The sequence below is a fragment of the Teichococcus aestuarii genome (assembly GCF_003116135.1).
GTDB classification, from domain to species: Bacteria; Pseudomonadota; Alphaproteobacteria; order Acetobacterales; family Acetobacteraceae; genus Pseudoroseomonas; species Pseudoroseomonas aestuarii.
This window is the reverse complement of the sequence record NZ_PDOA01000008.1, coordinates 84484-99760: the sequence shown is the minus strand read 5'-3', so window position 1 is coordinate 99760 and position 15277 is coordinate 84484. Positions and strand designations below refer to the sequence as shown.

The window sequence follows — 15277 nt, the reverse complement described above, 5'->3', positions numbered from 1 at the left end:
TAAAAGAAATGCCCAACCCCCCCCGCTACCGCGGCGTGTTCCCCGTCGTGCCGACCATCTTCGACGAGAGCGGCGCGCTCGACCTGCCTGGCCAGCTCCGCGCCGTGGACTTCATGATCGATGCCGGCTCGGATGGCCTGTGCATCCTGGCCAATTTCTCCGAGCAGTTCGTGCTCTCCGACGAGGAGCGCGAGGTGCTGACGGCGGCGATCCTGAAGCATGTGGCGGGCCGCGTGCCGGTAATCGTCACCACCACGCATTTCAGCTCGCGCGTCTGTGCCGAGCGCAGCCGCCGTGCCGAGGCGCAGGGCGCGGCGATGGTGATGGTCATGCCGCCCTATCACGGCGCCACCATCCGCGTCGGCGAGGCGGGGGTGCAATCGTTCTTCCAGGCTGTCTCGGATGCCATCGGCATCCCCATCATGATCCAGGACGCGCCGGTGGCCGGCACGCCGCTTTCCGCCCCCTTCCTGGTGAAGATGGCGCGGGAGATCGAGCAGGTTTCCTACTTCAAGATCGAGACCGCCGGTGCCGCGACCAAGCTGCGCGAGCTGATCGCGCTGGGCGGCGACGCGATCGAGGGGCCGTGGGATGGCGAGGAGGCGATCACCCTCTTCCCCGACCTGGAGGCGGGAGCCACCGGCAGCATGACCGGCGGCGGCTACCCGGACGGCATCAAGCCCATCCTGGAGGATTACCGCGCCGGCCGGCGCGAGGCGGCGATGGCCGGCTATGCCCGCTGGCTGCCGCTGATCAACTATGAGAACCGCCAGGCCGGGCTGCTGGCGGCCAAGGCGCTGATGCAGGCGGGCGGCATCATCGGCTGCGACGCGCCGCGCCACCCCGTGGCGCCGCTGCACCCCAAGGTGCGCGAGGGGCTGCTGGAGACGGCGCGGGCGCTGGACCCGATGGTGCTGCGCTGGGGCCGCTGACCAGGGCCGGGGAGGGGGCCTACCCCTCCTCCGCCTCGCCGAAGCTGAGCCCCTCGTAGAGCTCGGCGAGCGGGATGGAGAGGCCGATCTCGGGCATCTCCAGCACCGCATCGGCGCGCAGCACATGGCCCACCCAGTCCTCGCCCATGCGGGCGAAGACGGTCGCGGCGATGCGGTCCTGCTCCAGCATCACGTAGCGGCGGATGGAGGGGGTGGCGGCGTATTCGTGGTTCTTGGTGATGCGATCCGTGCCGGCGGTGCTGTTGCTCAGTACCTCGAACACCACCACCGGGTCCCGCACCAGGGTGCTGTCATTGGCAGCGGGGGTGCAGGTCACCAGCCCGTCCGGGTAGCGGATGCTGCCCGCCACCAGCACCTTCAGGTCCGACCCCGCGAACTGGCAGGGCTTCCCGCGCAGCCGCCCGCCCACCGAGATGGCGAGGTTGCGCTGGATGAAGGCATGCGCCCGCGTGCCGCCCACCATGGCCATGGGCCGGGCGCCATCGAACTCGAAGCGCAGCTCCTGCCCTTCCTCCCAGGCGAGGAACTCCGACAGGCTCATCGGCTTGCGGTAGGCAAGGTTCATGGCGGCCAGCCTAGCATGAAGGGGCACCGGGACTTCCAGCCCGGAGATGGGGCGGCGGGCGCGGTCCCGCCAGCCCCGCCCCCCGTTCAGGCCGCCTTGGCGGCCTCCAGCGCCGGGTAGTCCACATAGCCCTCGGCGCCGCCAGCGTAGAGGGTGTCGCGGTTCACCTCGTTCAGTGGCGCGCCCTGGCGCAGGCGCTCCGGCAGGTCCGGGTTGGCGATGAACTTCAGGCCAAAGCTGATGGCATCCGCGCGGCCCTCCGCCAAATCCGCCGCCGCCTGCTCGGGCGAGAAGCGCTCATTGGCGATGAAGGGACCGCCGAAGGCCGTGCGCAGCTGCGGGCCGATGCGGTCCGGCGCCTCGTGCTCGCGGGCAAAGAGGAAGGCGATCTTCCGGCGGCCCAGCTCGCGGGCCACGTAGCCGAAGGTGGCGAGGCAGTCGCTGTCGCCCATGTCGTGGCTGTCGGCGCGGGGGGCGAGGTGCATGCCCACCCGGTCGGCGCCCCAGACGCCGATGGCGGCGTCCGTCACTTCCAGCATCAGCCGGGCGCGGTTCTCGACCGGGCCGCCATACGCGTCGGTGCGGCGGTTGGTGGAATCCTGCAGGAACTGGTCGAGCAGGTAGCCATTGGCGCCATGGATCTCGACGCCGTCGAAGCCGGCGCGCTGCGCGTTCTCGGCGCCGCGGCGGTAGGCGGCGACGATGCCGGGGATCTCGTCGGTCTCCAGCGCGCGCGGCGTCACATAGGGGCGCTGCGGCCGCACCAGGCTGACATGGCCGGCCGGCTGGATGGCGCTCGGCGCCACGGGCAGGGCGCCGTCGAGGAAGATGGGGTCGGAGATGCGGCCGACATGCCAGAGCTGCAGCATGATCCGCCCGCCGGCCGCGTGCACGGCGTCGGTGATCATCTTCCAGGCCTCGACCTGCGCCTCGGACCAGATGCCGGGGGTGTTGGCATAGCCCACGCCCATCGGCGTGACCGAGGTGGCCTCGGACAGGATCAGCCCGGCGGAGGCGCGCTGCACGTAGTAGTCGCGCATCATCGGCGTCGGCACCCGGTCCGGCGTGGCGCGGGAGCGGGTGAGGGGGGCCATGATGATGCGGTTGGGCGCCTCGATCGCGCCGAGGCGGATGGGGTCGAACAGTGTGGGCATTGCGCTATATCTCGTCCAGGCGTGACGGGAACCGGGAGGGTGCCCGTTGTTCGATGATCGTCGAATATCGAACAACTAGGAGGAGACGAGCCGGATGCAAGACCCCTATCCGCATCCCGAGATCGGCGCGGTGCCGCTGACCGAGGTGCTGCACGCGCTGAGCGACCCGCTGCGGCTGCGCATCCTGGCCGCCCTGGCGGCGGAAGGGGAGCGCGGCTGGGGCGCGTTCGAGGCGGGCGTCTCGCCCTCCACCCTCTCGCATCACATGAAGGTGCTGCGGCAGGCGGGGCTGGTGCGGCACCGCCGGGAAGGCACGCGCTGCGTCGTGGCGCTGCGCGACGAGATGGCGGAGCGCTTCCCCGGCCTGCTGGACACGGTGCTGGCGCTGGAATCCCGGACCAGCCCGGCTTCCTGACAGGCCCAGATGACGGGAGTGCCGGGGGGAGGAGTTCCGTCTTCCTCCCCTCGCGCTGCCGCTCAGCGGGCCGCGGTGAACACCACCTCGATCAGCGTGTTCGGCCCGAGATCGGCGACACCGATGGTGGCGCGGGTCGGCAGGTCGTCGCCGAAGAAGGCGGTCCAGGCCGCGTTCATCTCGTCCTTCAGCGCCATGTCGGTGATGTAGATGGTGGCGGCGAGCACCTTGCCGCGATTGCTGCCCACCTCGTCCAGCAGCTTGCCGAAGCGCGCCAGCACCTGCTCGGTCTGGCTCTTCATGCCCTGGCTGCGGTCCTCCGCCACCAGCCCGCCGACATAGAGCACGCCGTTGTGCTCGACGAAGCGGTGCATGATGGGAGTGCGGCCGTGGCGCTGGATGGTCATCCGTCAGGTCTCCTGGAGGTTCGGCGCGCGGCGCGTGCCCGCGGCGCGGGTGGCATAGTGCGGCAGGCCGGCCCGGCCTGCCAGAGGGGCAGGGCGCCCCCTGTTCAGCCCGCGCCGGATTCGATACGGTCTTGATGTGGCGCCGGGATCTCCCGCGCCTCGCTCCTCCGGGCCAGGCGAAGGGCCCGCGGCGTGCGCGGCCCCGCTGCCTCAGAAACATGCCTCAGCAAAAACAACACCGGAGGAGTACGACCATGACGATGGATCGCCGCACCCTGTTGCGCGCCGCCACGGGCCTTGCCGTCGGTGCCGGGCTGCTGCCCGCCGCCAGCTGGCACGCCGAGGCCGCCGCCCCGTTCCGCAACGACGTGCCGCCCGCCTGGTACCGCTTCCGCCTCGGCGGCTACGAGGCCACGGTGATCTCCGACGGGCGCCTGCCGCTCGGCAAGCCGGAGCCGGCCTTCCCGGCCTCGCCGCCGGAGGAGATCGTGGGCCTGCTGCGCGGCAACTTCCTGCCCCCCGACGCCGCGACGCTGGAGCAGAACGTGCTGGTGCTGAACACCGGCCGCCAGCTCATCCTGTTCGACACCGGCATGGGCGAGAGCATGGGGGCGGACAGCAAGATGTTCGGCCCCACCACGGGGCGGATGCTGGCCAACATGCGCGCCGCCGGCATCCAGCCGGAGCAGATCGACCTCGTGGTGCTCAGCCACGCGCACTGCGACCATTGCTGGGGCCTGGTGGACGCCGCCGGCAACCGCGTCTTCCCCAACGCGCAGGTGGCGCTGAGCGAGGCCGACCTGCGCTACTGGACGGATGACAGCAACAAGCGCGGCCCGGCCTTCATGACCAGCTTCATCGATGGCGCGAAGAAGAACCTCTCCGCCTATCGCGACCGCATGGTGATGGTGAAGGACGGGGCGGAGGTGGTGCCCGGCATCACCGCCATCTCCACGCCGGGCCATACGGTCGGCCACACCTGCTACACCATCGAGAGCGATGGCCAGAGCATGGTCTACACGGGCGACCTGGCGCACCACCACATCCTGCTGCTGCAGCGGCCGCTGTGGGAATTCTCCTTCGACACCGACCCGAAGCTCTCCGCCCAGTCGCGCAGCCGCATGCTCGACCGGCTGGCGACGGACCGGCAGGCGGTGCTGTCCTACCACTTCCCCTGGCCGGGGCTCGGCCATGTGGCGAAGGCCGGCGAGGGCTATGTCTGGGTGCCGGAGCCGATGGACCTGACAAGCGCCGGCTGATGCGTCCGCACCCCGGAGCAGGACGCTCCGGGGTGCTTCATCATGCCGTCCGTCTATGACGCATAATGGAAATTATGACAAATATTGGCCGGAATGGCGGTTCACCCGGGGCGTGGCGCCCGCCGCCGCCCCGGCCGGACGGCTCGCCGGGCACCGCTCAGGCTTCCAGCGGCCGCATGGCGCCCGCGCGCAGCGTGGCCTCCGTGCGCGCCTGCAATTCGTCCAGGCCGAGGCCGGGCAGGATCTCCTCCACCTCCAGCCCCTCCGGCCGCACGGCGATCACCGCGAGGTTGGTGAAGATGCGCTTCACCACGCCGGTGGCCGTCAGGGGGTAGCGGCACTGGCGCAGGATGCGCGGGCTGCCATCCCGCGCCGTGTGCTCCATCATCACCCAGATCTGCCTGGCGCCCACGGCGAGGTCCATCGCACCGCCCACCGCCGGCACGCCTTCGCCGAGGCCGGTGGACCAGTTGGCCAGGTCGCCCGCCTCGGAGACCTGGAAGGCGCCCAGCACCGAGACGTCGAGATGGCCGCCCCGCATCATCGCGAAGCTCAGCGCGCTGTCGAAGAAGCTGCCGCCGCTCCGCAGGCTCACCGGCTGCTTGCCGGCGTTGATCAGGTCCCAGTCCTCCTGCCCGGCCGGCGGGCGCGCCCCGACATGCAGGATGCCGTTCTCGCTGTGCAGGAAGATCTCGTTCTCGGGCGGGATATGGTCCGGCACCATGTCCGGCAGGCCGATGCCGAGGTTGACGAAGGCGCCATCCGGAATGGCGCGGGCCACGCGGCGGGCCATCTGCTCGCGGTTCAGCGGCGTGCTCATTGCGGCGCCTCCCTCTGCACCACGCGGTCCACGAAGATGCCGGGCGTCACCACCGCCTCCGGGTCCAGCGCGCCGAGCTCGACGAACTCCTCGACCTCGACCACCACCAGCTTCGCGGCGGTGGCCATCACGGGGGCGAAGTTGCGGGCGGTCTTGTTGTAGGTGAGGTTGCCCAGGCGGTCCGCCTGCCGGCCGCGCAGCAGCGCCACGTCGGCGGAGAGCGGCATCTCCAGCACATGCTCGCGCCCGTCGATCATGCGCGTCTCCTTGCCCTCGGCCAGGGCGGTGCCGGCGCCGACGGGGGTGTAGAAGCCGCCGAGCCCGGCGCCGGCGCAGCGCATCCGCTCCACCAGCGTGCCCTGCGGCACCAGTTCCAGCTCGATCTTGCCGGCCAGGTAGAGGGTGGTGAAGCTCGCCGTCGTGTGCAGCTTGGACTTGGGGTAGGAGCAGACGAGCTTGCGCACCTGCCCCGCTTCCAGCCAGATGCGCAGGTCCGGCTCCGCGCTGCCGCCATTGTTGGCGATCACCGTCAGGTCGCGCAACCCGGCGCGATGCACCGCGGCGACCAGCCCGAGCGGCGTGCCGGCGCCGCCGAAGCCGCCCAGCATGATGGTGGCGCCATGGCCGATGCCGGCGATGGCCTCCGTGAACGATGCGACGCGCCTGTCCAGCATTGCGCTGCCGGTCCTCCCTGTGTTTGCGGCCCTGCGGCCGTCTTCTCCCCTGGTGGCGCGCGGCGGGCGGTCAGCGCGCGCCGAGCAGCTTCCAGATCCCGTCCGCCGCCAGCACCATGCGGTCTCCCACGGTCAGCGTGCCGCGCACGAACATCACCGAGCGGCCACGCCGCATCACCTCGCCGCGCGCCTCGACGAACTCACCCGGATGCGCCGCGGAGAGGAAATGGGTGTTGAGCTGCATCGTCACGGCCGGCTGGCGCCCGGACGCCTCGTGCACGACGAGGCCGAGCGCGTTGTCGGCCAGCGTCACCAGCATGCCGCCATGCACGATGCCGCGCGCATTGCTGTGCTGCGGCCCGGCGAGGAAGCCATAGGCCCAGCTCTCGCCCTCGCGCCGGGCCCAGAGCGGGCCGACCAGGGTGGAGAAGTTGGAGTTGCCCCGGGGCTGCCAGCCGGCGCCGGCGGGGTCGAAGGCGCCCGTGCCGGCGGAGGGCAGGCTGGCGGTGGAGATGTCTGCGCCCGGAGGGGGCATGGGATCGTTCCTCTTGGCGCCATCATTTCCGCTAAGCGGAATAACGTTCCATTTTTGCTGACCGAGTATGCGCGCCCGCCACGGCCCGTCAAGCCATGCGCCCGGGGCCTCGACAGCACCCCCCCGCCACCCGATATGCGGGGCCGCGGCCCGGACCTGCCGGGCCACCCGCATCCGAGGGAGACGCCGCATGGATACCAACACCATCACCTACCCGGTGACGCGGACCGAGGCGGAATGGCGCGCCCGCCTGACACCCGAGCAGTACCGGGTGATGCGCGCCCACGGCACGGAGCGCCCGGGCAGCTGCGCCCTGCTGCACGAGAAGCGCGCCGGCACCTTCACCTGCGCCGGCTGCGACCAGCCGCTGTTCAGCACCGAGGGGAAGTTCGAGAGCGGCACCGGCTGGCCGAGCTTCGGCGCGCCGCTGGAAGGTGCCGTCGGCGTCAGCCGGGACATGAGCCACGGCATGGTGCGCACCGAGGTCCATTGCGCCAGCTGCGGCAGCCATCTGGGCCATGTCTTCCCCGACGGCCCGCCGCCCACGCATCTGCGCTACTGCATCAACGGCGTGGCGATGGACTTCCACCCCGCCTGACACCCCGCCTGAGGGGGCGGCGCGGATGGCGGCGGGCGCCCCGGGGTTGCCTCCCCGCCCCGCTGGCGGAATGATGAACCTGAAGGCGCCGGTACGGGCGCCGCAAGGGAGGTTCATCATGCAGAACTGGTCGAGGCGCGCCATCCTGGGCGGGCTGGCGGCACTGCCCGCCATCCGCGCATCCGCCGACACCTGGCCGTCCGGCACCATCCGCATCGTCGTGCCCTTCGCGCCCGGCGGTTCCACCGACGCCGTGGCGCGGCTGGCGGCGCCCGGCCTGCAGCAGCGCCTCGGCGTGCCGATCGTGGTGGAGAACCGCAGCGGCGCGGCCGGCAGCATCGGCACCGATGTCGCCGCCAAGGCCCGGCCCGACGGGCAGACCTGGCTGCTGACCTTCGACTCCCATGCCGTGATGCCGGTGCTGGTGCCCAGCCTTCCTTTCGACATCCAGCGCGACCTGGCGCCCGTCACCCAGATCGGCCATGCGCCCTATGTGGTGGCCTGCCAGCCGGGCAAGCCCTACAAGACCATGGCCGACGTGCTGGCCGCGGCCAAGCGCGGCGGCGTCACCTTCGGCTCCACCGGCAACGGCACCATCGGGCACCTCGCCATGCTGATGCTGGCCCGCCGCGCCGGGGTGAGCATGACCCACCTGCCCTATCGCGGCGGCGGGTTGGCAGTGAACGACGCGGTGGCCGGCCATATCGACATGATGATCGGCAGCAGCGCCCTGCTCGCGCCGCACATCTCCGCCGGCTCGCTGCGGCCGCTGCTGCAGCTGGGCGAGCAGCGGCTGGCCGGCCTGCCGGAGGTGCCCACCACCGCCGAGGCCGGCTTCCCGGGCCTGACCGCCGTGGCCTGGTGGGGCGTCTTCGCCCCGGCGGGAACGCCGGAGCCGGTCATCCAGCGCTTCCGCGCGGCGCTGGTCGAGACCTACCGGGAGCCGCGCATCGCCAGCCAGTTCGCCGAGCTGAACCAGGCGGAACTCGTGCTTTCCGAGCCCGCGGATCTCGCCCGCTTCGTCGGCACGCAGATCGACAGTTGGGGCCGGGTGGCGCGGGACAACGGCGTGCGCCCCGACTGAAGGCCGGGCCAGGGGCGCCGCCCCTGGCCCTCCCCCGCGCCTCGCCTCGCCTCGCCTTGACAGGGTAATTGGAACGTTCCAATCCTGCCATGGCACAGCGAGACGCGGGCGCGGATGCAGCGGGTGAGGATCAAGGACGTGGCACGTGAGGCGGGGGTGGCGCTGTCCACCGCCGCCCTGGCGCTGCGCGACGATTCCCGGCTGCGCCCGGAGACCCGCCGCGCCGTGCGCGAGGCCGCCGAGCGCCTCGGCTATGTGTATGACCGCTCCGCCGCGCTGATGCGCTCCGGCAAGTCGCACACGGTCGGCCTGCTGGTCTGCGAGCTGACCAACCCCTTCTACGCGGAGCTGACCGCCGGCGTGGAGGAGGCGCTGGACGAGGCCGGCTATGCCACCATGCTGGCCAACACCTCCGAATCCGTGCTGCGCCAGCGGCGGATGCTGGAGCGCTTCCGGGAGCAGCCGGTGGACGGCGTGCTGCTGATGCCCGCCACGGGCACACCCCCGGCGCTGATCGGCGAACTCCAGGCCTGGCGCGTGCCGCATGCCACGGTGGTGCGCGGCTTCCGCGCCGGCGCCCATGCGGGGCCGGACAACCGCGCCGGCACGCGGCTGGCCACCGAGCATCTGCTGGGCCTCGGCCACCGCCGCATCGCCTTCCTGGGCGGCGCCGCGCGCAACTCGGTCAGCACCGGGCGGTGGGACGGCTATGCGCGCAGCATGGCGCGGGCCGGGCTGGCGGCGGAACACCTCCCCTGCTCCACCGATATCGGCGCCGCCGCCGCGATCGCCCAGGCGCTGCCGCCGGAGAGTCCGACCGCGCTGGTCTGCTTCAATGATTCCGTGGCCTTCGGCGCCACGCTCGGCCTGCTGCGCGCCGGCCGCATGCCCGGCCGCGACGTGGCCGTGACGGGCTTCGACGATGTGCGGGAGGCGGCGCACTGGTACCCGCCGCTCACCACCATCCGCGTCGCGCCGCGCGTCATCGGCCAGGCGGCGGCGCGGGTGCTGCTGCACCGCATGGAACAGCCGGAGGCGCCGCCGCTGCGCGAGATCCTGCCGCCGGCGCTGGTGGTGCGCGAATCCTGCGGGGCGGGCCTGCGCCGCGCCGACTGAACCGGACCGACGCGGCCACGCCTCGAAGAAGGCCGCGCGGACCAAGCAAGAGGGAAGAACGCCCGGTGCTGGAAGACGCCCTGCCTGCCGGTGCCACGGAGTGGCACGCCGCCCTGCGCAATGCCGCGCGCCGCTTCGCGGAGGAGGAGGTGGCGCCGCTCGCCGCCGCGCTGGATGAGGAGGAGCGCTACCCCGAGGCGCTGTACCGCCGCCTCGCCGGGGCCGGGCTGTTCGGCGTCAGCGTGCCGGAGGCGCTGGGCGGCGCGGGGGCCGATGTGCTGGCCTATGCGCTGGTGATGGAGGAGCTTTCGCGCGGCTATGCCTCGGTGGCCGACCAGGTGGGGCTGGTGGAGCTGCTCGGCACGCTGCTCACCGAGCATGGCACGCCCGCCCAGCAGGAGCGCTACCTCCGCCCCCTGCTGCGCGCCGAGCGCCGCTGCGCCTATGCGCTGACCGAGGCCGAGGCCGGCTCCGACCTCGCCGGCCTGCGCACCCAGGCCCGGCGCGACGGCGATGGCTGGCTGCTGGAGGGCGCCAAGCTGTGGATCCACAACGCCCCCGTGGCCGATTTCGCCGCCGTGCTGGCGCGCACCGACCCGGCGGCGGGGCATCGCGGCATGTCGATCTTCCTGGTCGACCTGGACAGCGCCGGCGTCACGCGCGACCGCAAGGAGCGCAAGATGGGCCAGCGCGCCTCCCCCGTCGGCGGGCTGCGCTTCGAGGGCGTGCGGCTGCCGGCCGGCGCCATGCTGGGCCAGGAGGGGCGCGGCTTCCACATGATGATGTCGGTGCTGGACAAGGGCCGCGTCGGCATCGCCGCGCTGGCGCTCGGCATCCTGCGCGCGGCGCTGGAGGAGAGCATCGATTATGCCAGGCAGCGCCGGCAGTTCGGCCAGCCCATCGCCGATTTCCAGGCGGTGCAGTGGATGATCGCCGACATGGCGAAGGATGCGCACGCCGCGCGGCTGATGGTGCACCACGCCGCCCGCGTGCTCGACGAAGGCCGCCGCGCCACGCTGGAGGCGAGCATGGCCAAGTGCTTCGCCTCCGATGCCGCCGTCGCCCGCACCGCCGATGCGGTGCAGATCCATGGCGGCAGCGGCTACATCCGCGGCGTGCGGGTGGAGCGGCTGTACCGCGACGCAAAGATCACCCAGATCTACGAAGGAACGAACCAGATTCAGCGCATGATCATGGCGCGGACGCTGCTGGCATGAGCGCGCTTCCGCAAAGGCGCCCCGTTGCCCTGGTCACGGGCGGGCGGCGCGGCATCGGCCGGGCCTGCTGCTTGGCGCTGGCGGGCCGGGGCTTCGACATCCTGGCCGCCGACATCGCCGAGGAGGGCGCCGAGGAGACGGCGGCGCTGGTGCGGGCCGCCGGTGGCCGCTTCGCCTTCCGCCGGCTGGACGTGGCGCGGCTGGAGGAGCACGACGCCTTCGTCCAGGCGGCGTGGCAGGACCAGGGCGGCATCGACTGCTTGGTGAACAATGCCGGCGTCGGCGCGATGCGGCGCGGCGACCTGCTGGATGTCTCGCCGGAATCCTGGGACCGCGCCTTCGGCGTCAATGCGCGCGGCACCTTCTTCCTCACCCAGGCCGTGGCGCGGCGGATGCTGGAGGTGCCGCCGGCGGCGCAGCCGCGCAGCATCATCTTCATCTCCTCGGCCAATGCGCAGCTCGCCTCGCCCGACCGTGGCGAGTACTGCGCCGCCAAGACGGCGGTCTCCATGCTGGCGCGGCTCTTCGCGCTGCGCCTGGCGGAGGCGGGCATCGCCGTGCACGAGATCCGCCCCGGCGTCATCCGCACCGACCTGACGGCGCCGGTGGCCGAGGCCTATTCCCGCCGCATCGCCGAGGGGCTCTCGCCCATCCGCCGCTGGGGGGAGCCGGAGGATGTGGGCCGCGCCGTCGCCATGCTGGCGGCGGGCGACCTGCCCTTCAGCACCGGCGATGCGCTGCACATCGACGGGGGCCTGCATGTCGGCCGCCTCTGAGCCTGCCACGCCGGGAGCCACGCGCATGACCGACCGCCGCCTGCATTTCGAGGAGATCGAGCCCGGCCTCGAATGGATCACCGGCGGCATCCAGGTGACGGAGGCGCACCTGCTGGCCTTCGCCGGCCTCTCCGGCGATTTCTACGACATCCACATGGACGATGCCTATGCGCAGGCGCTGGGCTATCCGGGCCGGGTGGCGCACGGGCTGCTGGGCCTGGCCCTGGCGGACGGGCTGAAGAACCGGGCGCAGACCCAGCTTGCCGCCATCGTCTCGCTGGGCTGGCGCTGGCGCTTTACCGGCCCGATCCTGGTGGGCGACCGCCTCCAGGCGACCATCCGCGTTGTCGGGCTGCGGGAGACCCGCCATGCCGACCGCGGCATCGTCACCCTTGCCTTCGCCCTGCGGACGCAGCGCGGCGACACGGTGCAGGAAGGCGAGAACGACATGATGGTGCACCGCCGCGCCCCGCGGGCGTGATGGCGCGGGAACCGGATCAGAAGGTGACGAAGAAGCCGATGATCGCGGCCCAGAGCAAGGAAGAGAAAAGCAGGCCGATCATCAGGCCCTTGGAAGGAGAAAGCCGCCGCGGCACGGGCAACCGAAGTTTCCGAACCCAACCCTTCAAAGAGCTCCGGCGCAGGTCACGAAGTTCATTCGCGTGGATATCCGTACGAGATTCCATTTCTCTGACCAGGCTTTGTCTGAGGGAGGTGGATTTCGGAGTTTAGTGGAGGAAATATTAAGCTCGCGAAAAGCTCGCTGGGCCGAATCTCTCTCCTCACGGAGAGGTTATAATGCTTTCGGCAGGGTGGAAAGGGATTAAATCCACTTCCTGGTAGGCTTCCCTGCCTCAAAACAACCATGAATTGTAAGCTACTGTCCCGATTCGCTGTGGCAGGCGGAGGCGCTCAGCCACTGAGGGCGCGTGCAGCCTCCATGGCCAGCGGCGCCATCCGGCGGCGGAAATCGGCCTCCTCCCATTCCGAGAGGGAGGCGGCGATATGGATGGCCGCAACGGGCCTGCCCTGCCGGTCCCGCACCGCCGCCGCCAGCACGATCTCGCCCAGCAACCCTTCCTCGCAGGCCAGCGCGTAGCCATCGGTGCGGGCCTCGGCGATCTTGGCGCGCAGGGCAGGCAGGGCGGTGATGGTGCGGGGCGTCAGCGGCCGCCGGTCCGAACGGGCCAGGATGTCCTCCACCACCGCATCCGGCAGCGCCGCCATCATCGCGCGCCCACCCGAGGAGCAGAAGGCCGGCAGGCGGCGGCCGACCAGCGTGGCGAAGAAGGTCTCCCGCTTGCTCTGCAGCCGCACCGCATAGACGATGCTGAGGTCATCCGGCAGGCTCAGATCCACCCGCTCCTGGGTGGCGCGGCGCAGTTCCATCAGGGCCGGCGTGGCGCGTTCCACCAAGGGGTGCATGCGCAGGAAATCGAAGGAGCGGTCCATCAGCCGCAGGCCGGGCCGCAGCCCCTGCCCGCCCGGATCGGCCTCCAGGTATCCCAGGTGGCGCAGGGTATGGCAGAGCCGTTGCGCGCCGCTCTTGTCGATGCCGACGGCGGCGGCGATCTCGGCCAGGGACAATGGCTGCGGGTCATGGCCGAACACCTCCAGCACGCGCATCGCCCGCTCCACCGCCTGGATGTAGAGCCGGGGGTCGGGTGTGGCCGCCTGGGCCGGCGGGCCCTTCGCCTTTGACATCGGCGGAAAACTCCTCTTAGCTTTTCGATATAATTCGGTCGTATTGAACAAAAATACGGAAGCTTCGGATCATGGCAATCTGTCAGGCTGTTCCGGCATGAGCGCCGGGCGCTTCGCGGGGCGGATGGGCGTCGTCACCGGTGCCGCCTCGGGGCTCGGGCGGGCCACGGCGGAGGCCCTGGCGCGCGAGGGCGCCCGCCTTCTCCTGTTCGACCGCGACGAAGCCGGGCTGCGCCGCACCGCCGAGGCCTGCCCCGGCGCCGAATGGCTGGCCGGCGACGTGACCCGCGCCGCCGACCAGCAGGCGCTGGCGGAGCGCGCCGCGGCGCTGGGCCCGGTGACGCTGGTGGCCACCGCCGCCGGGTTGCTGGGCCCCACCCGGCCGGTGACAGCGCTGGAAGAGGCGGAGTGGGACCTGCTTTTCGACGTGAACGTGAAGGGCACCTGGCTCACCCTGCGCGCCCTGCTGCCGCTGCTGCGTGAAGCGGGGGGCGGCGCGGTGGTCACCTTCGCCTCCACGGCCGGCCTCACCGGCTCCGCCACCATGCCCGCCTACTCCGCCAGCAAGGGCGCGGTGGTGATGCTGAGCCGCAGCCTCGCCGTCGCGCACGCCGCCGAGGGCATCCGCGTCAACTGCATCTGCCCGGGCTCGATCGAGACGCCGATGCTGGAGGCGACCTTCGCCGGCGCCGGCAGCCCCGAGGCGCGTGCCCGGCGCGAGGCGGAGTTCCGCGCCCGCCATCCGCTCGGCCGCTTCGGCCAGGCGGCGGAGGTGGCGGAGAGCGTGCTGTTCCTGCTCAGCGATGCCGCCAGCTTCACCACGGGCGTCTGCCTGCCCGTCGATGGCGGGCGGCTTGCCTGAGGCGGAGCGCCTCGCCGGGCGCGCCGCTCTCGTCACCGGCGCGGCGCGCGGCACCGGCGCCGCCACGGCCCGCCGCTTCGCCGCCGAGGGCGCCTCCTGCTGGCCGGCCGCGACCCGGCGATGGCCGAGGGGCATCTCGCGCAACCCCGACTGCCGGCGCGCGATGCTGGCGCCCATGCCGCTGCGGCGCGCCGGGCAGCCGGAGGAGGTGGCGGCGATGATCGCGGTGGAAGGCGGCTGGCTCCTGGCCCGCAACCCGCCGCCTGGCAATGATTGAGAGGAGACCGGCATGATCGACAAATCCGTCCGTTGGCCCGGCGGCGCGCGCATCGCCGTCATGCTCACCTTCGACTTCGACGCGGAGACGCTGTGGCTCTCTCGCGACCCGGCCAATGCCCGCCGCCCCGGCACGCTGAGCCAGGGCACCTACGGCGCCAAGGTCGGCGTGCCGAAGATCCTGGAGCTGCTGCGGGAGGAGGAGGTGCGCGGCACCTTCTTCGTTCCCGGCTGGACCGCCGAGCACCATGCCGGCCGCGCCGAGATGATCGTCGCCGGCGGGCACGAGGTGGCGCACCACTCCTATTCCCACGCCTGGATCGACCCCGACTTCCCCGAGAAGGAGGTGGAGGAGATGGAGAAGGGGCTGGGGGCGCTGAAGCGCGTGCTGGGCGTGGTGCCGCGCGGCTACCGCTCGCCCGCCGGCGAATCCAGCGACAACATGCTGAAGCTCCTCCAGAAGCACAATTTCCTCTACGACAGCTCGCTGCTGGACGACGTGGTGCCCTATCGCCTCACCCTGCCGGATGGCGGGCGCGGCCCGGTGGAGCTGCCCTGGCACTGGAGCACGGACGATGCGCCGCACGCGCTGTTCTCCATCAAGTCGCCGCGGCCGATCTTCCCCAACAGCCACCTGCTGGAGATCTTCCAGGACGAGTTCCGGGAGCTCTACCGCTGGGGCGGGCTGTTCAACCTGGTGATGCATCCGCAGATCATCGGCCGCCCCAGCCGCATCGCGCTGCTGCGCGAGATGATCGGCTGGATCAGGAGCTTCCCCAATGTCTGGTTCGCGACCGGCACCGAGGTCGCCGAGGCCTGGATTGCCGCGCATGACGCCGCCTGACGCGAAGAGAGACCACGC

Annotated in this window: 20 protein-coding genes; 12 read left to right on the top strand and 8 right to left on the bottom strand. The window is 71.6% G+C overall.

Translation table 11 applies throughout. The features are described 5' to 3' along the window. The first annotated feature begins 8 nt into the window (after positions 1-8). Positions 9-932, top strand: a complete 924-nt coding sequence (locus tag CR165_RS13530; RefSeq protein WP_109517530.1) for a dihydrodipicolinate synthase family protein — start codon at positions 9-11, stop codon at positions 930-932. Positions 933-951: 19 nt separating this feature from the next. Here the strand turns inward: CR165_RS13530 and CR165_RS13525 are convergent, their stop codons facing one another. Next, complete coding sequence (locus CR165_RS13525; protein WP_109517529.1) at positions 952-1518, bottom strand: Uma2 family endonuclease; 567 nt, start codon at positions 1516-1518, stop codon at positions 952-954. Between the two features lie 86 nt (positions 1519-1604). After that, entirely contained in the window at positions 1605-2672 is a 1068-nt protein-coding gene (locus CR165_RS13520; RefSeq protein ID WP_109517528.1) for an alkene reductase, read from the bottom strand. Between the two features lie 94 nt (positions 2673-2766). Between CR165_RS13520 and CR165_RS13515 the strand changes: the two genes are divergently transcribed. Continuing rightward, positions 2767-3087 carry an ArsR/SmtB family transcription factor gene (locus CR165_RS13515; RefSeq protein WP_109517527.1) on the top strand — a complete coding sequence of 107 codons (321 nt, stop codon included), beginning with the start codon at positions 2767-2769 and terminating at the stop codon, positions 3085-3087. Between the two features lie 62 nt (positions 3088-3149). On the opposite strand, the gene CR165_RS13510 is transcribed toward CR165_RS13515, so the two are convergent. Beyond that, positions 3150-3494 (bottom strand): RidA family protein, encoded by a 345-nt coding sequence (locus tag CR165_RS13510; RefSeq protein ID WP_109517526.1) that lies wholly within the window; start codon positions 3492-3494, stop codon positions 3150-3152. 254 nt (positions 3495-3748) lie between these two features. On the opposite strand from CR165_RS13510, the gene CR165_RS13505 reads away from it, so the two are divergent. After that, the gene (locus tag CR165_RS13505) at positions 3749-4753 is read left to right on the top strand and encodes an MBL fold metallo-hydrolase (protein ID WP_245906399.1); all 1005 of its coding nucleotides are present in this window, start codon (positions 3749-3751) and stop codon (positions 4751-4753) included. A gap of 157 nt (positions 4754-4910) precedes the next feature. Here CR165_RS13505 and CR165_RS13500 read toward each other — a convergent pair whose 3' ends face one another. The 3 genes from CR165_RS13500 to CR165_RS13490 form a co-directional block, all read right to left on the bottom strand. Next, positions 4911-5573, bottom strand: coding sequence for a 3-oxoacid CoA-transferase subunit B (locus CR165_RS13500; RefSeq protein WP_109517525.1), 663 nt, complete (start codon positions 5571-5573; stop codon positions 4911-4913). Further along, a complete protein-coding gene (locus CR165_RS13495) occupies positions 5570-6247 on the bottom strand; it encodes a 3-oxoacid CoA-transferase subunit A (RefSeq protein WP_109517524.1) in 678 nt (225 codons plus the stop codon). Before CR165_RS13495 ends, CR165_RS13500 begins: the two co-directional genes overlap by 4 nt. Before the next feature lie 70 nt (positions 6248-6317). After that, positions 6318-6782, bottom strand: coding sequence for a PaaI family thioesterase (locus CR165_RS13490; protein WP_109517523.1), 465 nt, complete (start codon positions 6780-6782; stop codon positions 6318-6320). Positions 6783-6972: 190 nt separating this feature from the next. Here CR165_RS13490 and msrB point away from each other — a divergent pair, with 190 nt between their 5' ends. From msrB to CR165_RS13460, 6 genes are all read left to right on the top strand, one after another. Beyond that, a complete protein-coding gene (msrB, locus tag CR165_RS13485) occupies positions 6973-7380 on the top strand; it encodes a peptide-methionine (R)-S-oxide reductase MsrB (RefSeq protein ID WP_109517522.1) in 408 nt (135 codons plus the stop codon). 118 nt (positions 7381-7498) lie between these two features. Beyond that, positions 7499-8464 carry a Bug family tripartite tricarboxylate transporter substrate binding protein gene (locus CR165_RS13480; protein WP_181378158.1) on the top strand — a complete coding sequence of 322 codons (966 nt, stop codon included), beginning with the start codon at positions 7499-7501 and terminating at the stop codon, positions 8462-8464. Between the two features lie 123 nt (positions 8465-8587). Beyond that, positions 8588-9580 (top strand): LacI family DNA-binding transcriptional regulator, encoded by a 993-nt coding sequence (locus CR165_RS13475; RefSeq protein WP_181378157.1) that lies wholly within the window; start codon positions 8588-8590, stop codon positions 9578-9580. 68 nt (positions 9581-9648) lie between these two features. Next, entirely contained in the window at positions 9649-10797 is a 1149-nt protein-coding gene (locus CR165_RS13470; protein ID WP_367604217.1) for an acyl-CoA dehydrogenase family protein, read from the top strand. After that, positions 10794-11573 (top strand): 3-ketoacyl-ACP reductase, encoded by a 780-nt coding sequence (locus tag CR165_RS13465; protein WP_109517519.1) that lies wholly within the window; start codon positions 10794-10796, stop codon positions 11571-11573. The genes CR165_RS13470 and CR165_RS13465 overlap by 4 nt, the downstream gene beginning before the upstream one ends. Before the next feature lie 25 nt (positions 11574-11598). Then, positions 11599-12054 (top strand): MaoC family dehydratase, encoded by a 456-nt coding sequence (locus CR165_RS13460; RefSeq protein ID WP_109517518.1) that lies wholly within the window; start codon positions 11599-11601, stop codon positions 12052-12054. 16 nt (positions 12055-12070) lie between these two features. Here CR165_RS13460 and CR165_RS24530 read toward each other — a convergent pair whose 3' ends face one another. Together CR165_RS24530 and CR165_RS13455 are read right to left on the bottom strand one after the other, a co-directional pair. Then, a complete protein-coding gene (locus CR165_RS24530; protein WP_146201903.1) occupies positions 12071-12259 on the bottom strand; it encodes a hypothetical protein in 189 nt (62 codons plus the stop codon). Positions 12260-12485: 226 nt separating this feature from the next. After that, the gene (locus CR165_RS13455; protein ID WP_109517517.1) at positions 12486-13277 is read right to left on the bottom strand and encodes an IclR family transcriptional regulator; all 792 of its coding nucleotides are present in this window, start codon (positions 13275-13277) and stop codon (positions 12486-12488) included. A gap of 97 nt (positions 13278-13374) precedes the next feature. Here CR165_RS13455 and CR165_RS13450 point away from each other — a divergent pair, with 97 nt between their 5' ends. Genes CR165_RS13450 through CR165_RS13435 form a run of 3 tightly spaced genes read left to right on the top strand, consistent with a single transcriptional unit; the run spans position 13375 to position 15259 of the window. After that, complete coding sequence (locus tag CR165_RS13450) at positions 13375-14139, top strand: SDR family NAD(P)-dependent oxidoreductase (RefSeq protein WP_109517516.1); 765 nt, start codon at positions 13375-13377, stop codon at positions 14137-14139. Then, the gene (locus CR165_RS25060; protein WP_181378156.1) at positions 14132-14416 is read left to right on the top strand and encodes a hypothetical protein; all 285 of its coding nucleotides are present in this window, start codon (positions 14132-14134) and stop codon (positions 14414-14416) included. The genes CR165_RS13450 and CR165_RS25060 overlap by 8 nt, the downstream gene beginning before the upstream one ends. Before the next feature lie 12 nt (positions 14417-14428). Next, positions 14429-15259, top strand: a complete 831-nt coding sequence (locus CR165_RS13435; protein WP_109517515.1) for a polysaccharide deacetylase family protein — start codon at positions 14429-14431, stop codon at positions 15257-15259. Positions 15260-15277: the final 18 nt, after the last annotated feature.

Coding starts and splice junctions, on each gene's coding strand:
- CR165_RS24530 (WP_146201903.1), bottom strand. CDS start 12,259: ATGGAATCTCGTACGGATATCCACGCGAATGAACTTCGTGACCTGCGC.
- msrB (WP_109517522.1), top strand. CDS start 6,973: ATGGATACCAACACCATCACCTACCCGGTGACGCGGACCGAGGCGGAA.
- CR165_RS13515 (WP_109517527.1), top strand. CDS start 2,767: ATGCAAGACCCCTATCCGCATCCCGAGATCGGCGCGGTGCCGCTGACC.
- CR165_RS13500 (WP_109517525.1), bottom strand. CDS start 5,573: ATGAGCACGCCGCTGAACCGCGAGCAGATGGCCCGCCGCGTGGCCCGC.
- CR165_RS13490 (WP_109517523.1), bottom strand. CDS start 6,782: ATGCCCCCTCCGGGCGCAGACATCTCCACCGCCAGCCTGCCCTCCGCC.
- CR165_RS13450 (WP_109517516.1), top strand. CDS start 13,375: ATGAGCGCCGGGCGCTTCGCGGGGCGGATGGGCGTCGTCACCGGTGCC.
- CR165_RS13480 (WP_181378158.1), top strand. CDS start 7,499: ATGCAGAACTGGTCGAGGCGCGCCATCCTGGGCGGGCTGGCGGCACTG.
- CR165_RS13505 (WP_245906399.1), top strand. CDS start 3,749: ATGACGATGGATCGCCGCACCCTGTTGCGCGCCGCCACGGGCCTTGCC.
- CR165_RS13510 (WP_109517526.1), bottom strand. CDS start 3,494: ATGACCATCCAGCGCCACGGCCGCACTCCCATCATGCACCGCTTCGTC.
- CR165_RS13520 (WP_109517528.1), bottom strand. CDS start 2,672: ATGCCCACACTGTTCGACCCCATCCGCCTCGGCGCGATCGAGGCGCCC.
- CR165_RS13525 (WP_109517529.1), bottom strand. CDS start 1,518: ATGAACCTTGCCTACCGCAAGCCGATGAGCCTGTCGGAGTTCCTCGCC.
- CR165_RS13435 (WP_109517515.1), top strand. CDS start 14,429: ATGATCGACAAATCCGTCCGTTGGCCCGGCGGCGCGCGCATCGCCGTC.
- CR165_RS13530 (WP_109517530.1), top strand. CDS start 9: ATGCCCAACCCCCCCCGCTACCGCGGCGTGTTCCCCGTCGTGCCGACC.
- CR165_RS13460 (WP_109517518.1), top strand. CDS start 11,599: ATGACCGACCGCCGCCTGCATTTCGAGGAGATCGAGCCCGGCCTCGAA.
- CR165_RS13495 (WP_109517524.1), bottom strand. CDS start 6,247: ATGCTGGACAGGCGCGTCGCATCGTTCACGGAGGCCATCGCCGGCATC.
- CR165_RS13455 (WP_109517517.1), bottom strand. CDS start 13,277: ATGTCAAAGGCGAAGGGCCCGCCGGCCCAGGCGGCCACACCCGACCCC.
- CR165_RS13465 (WP_109517519.1), top strand. CDS start 10,794: ATGAGCGCGCTTCCGCAAAGGCGCCCCGTTGCCCTGGTCACGGGCGGG.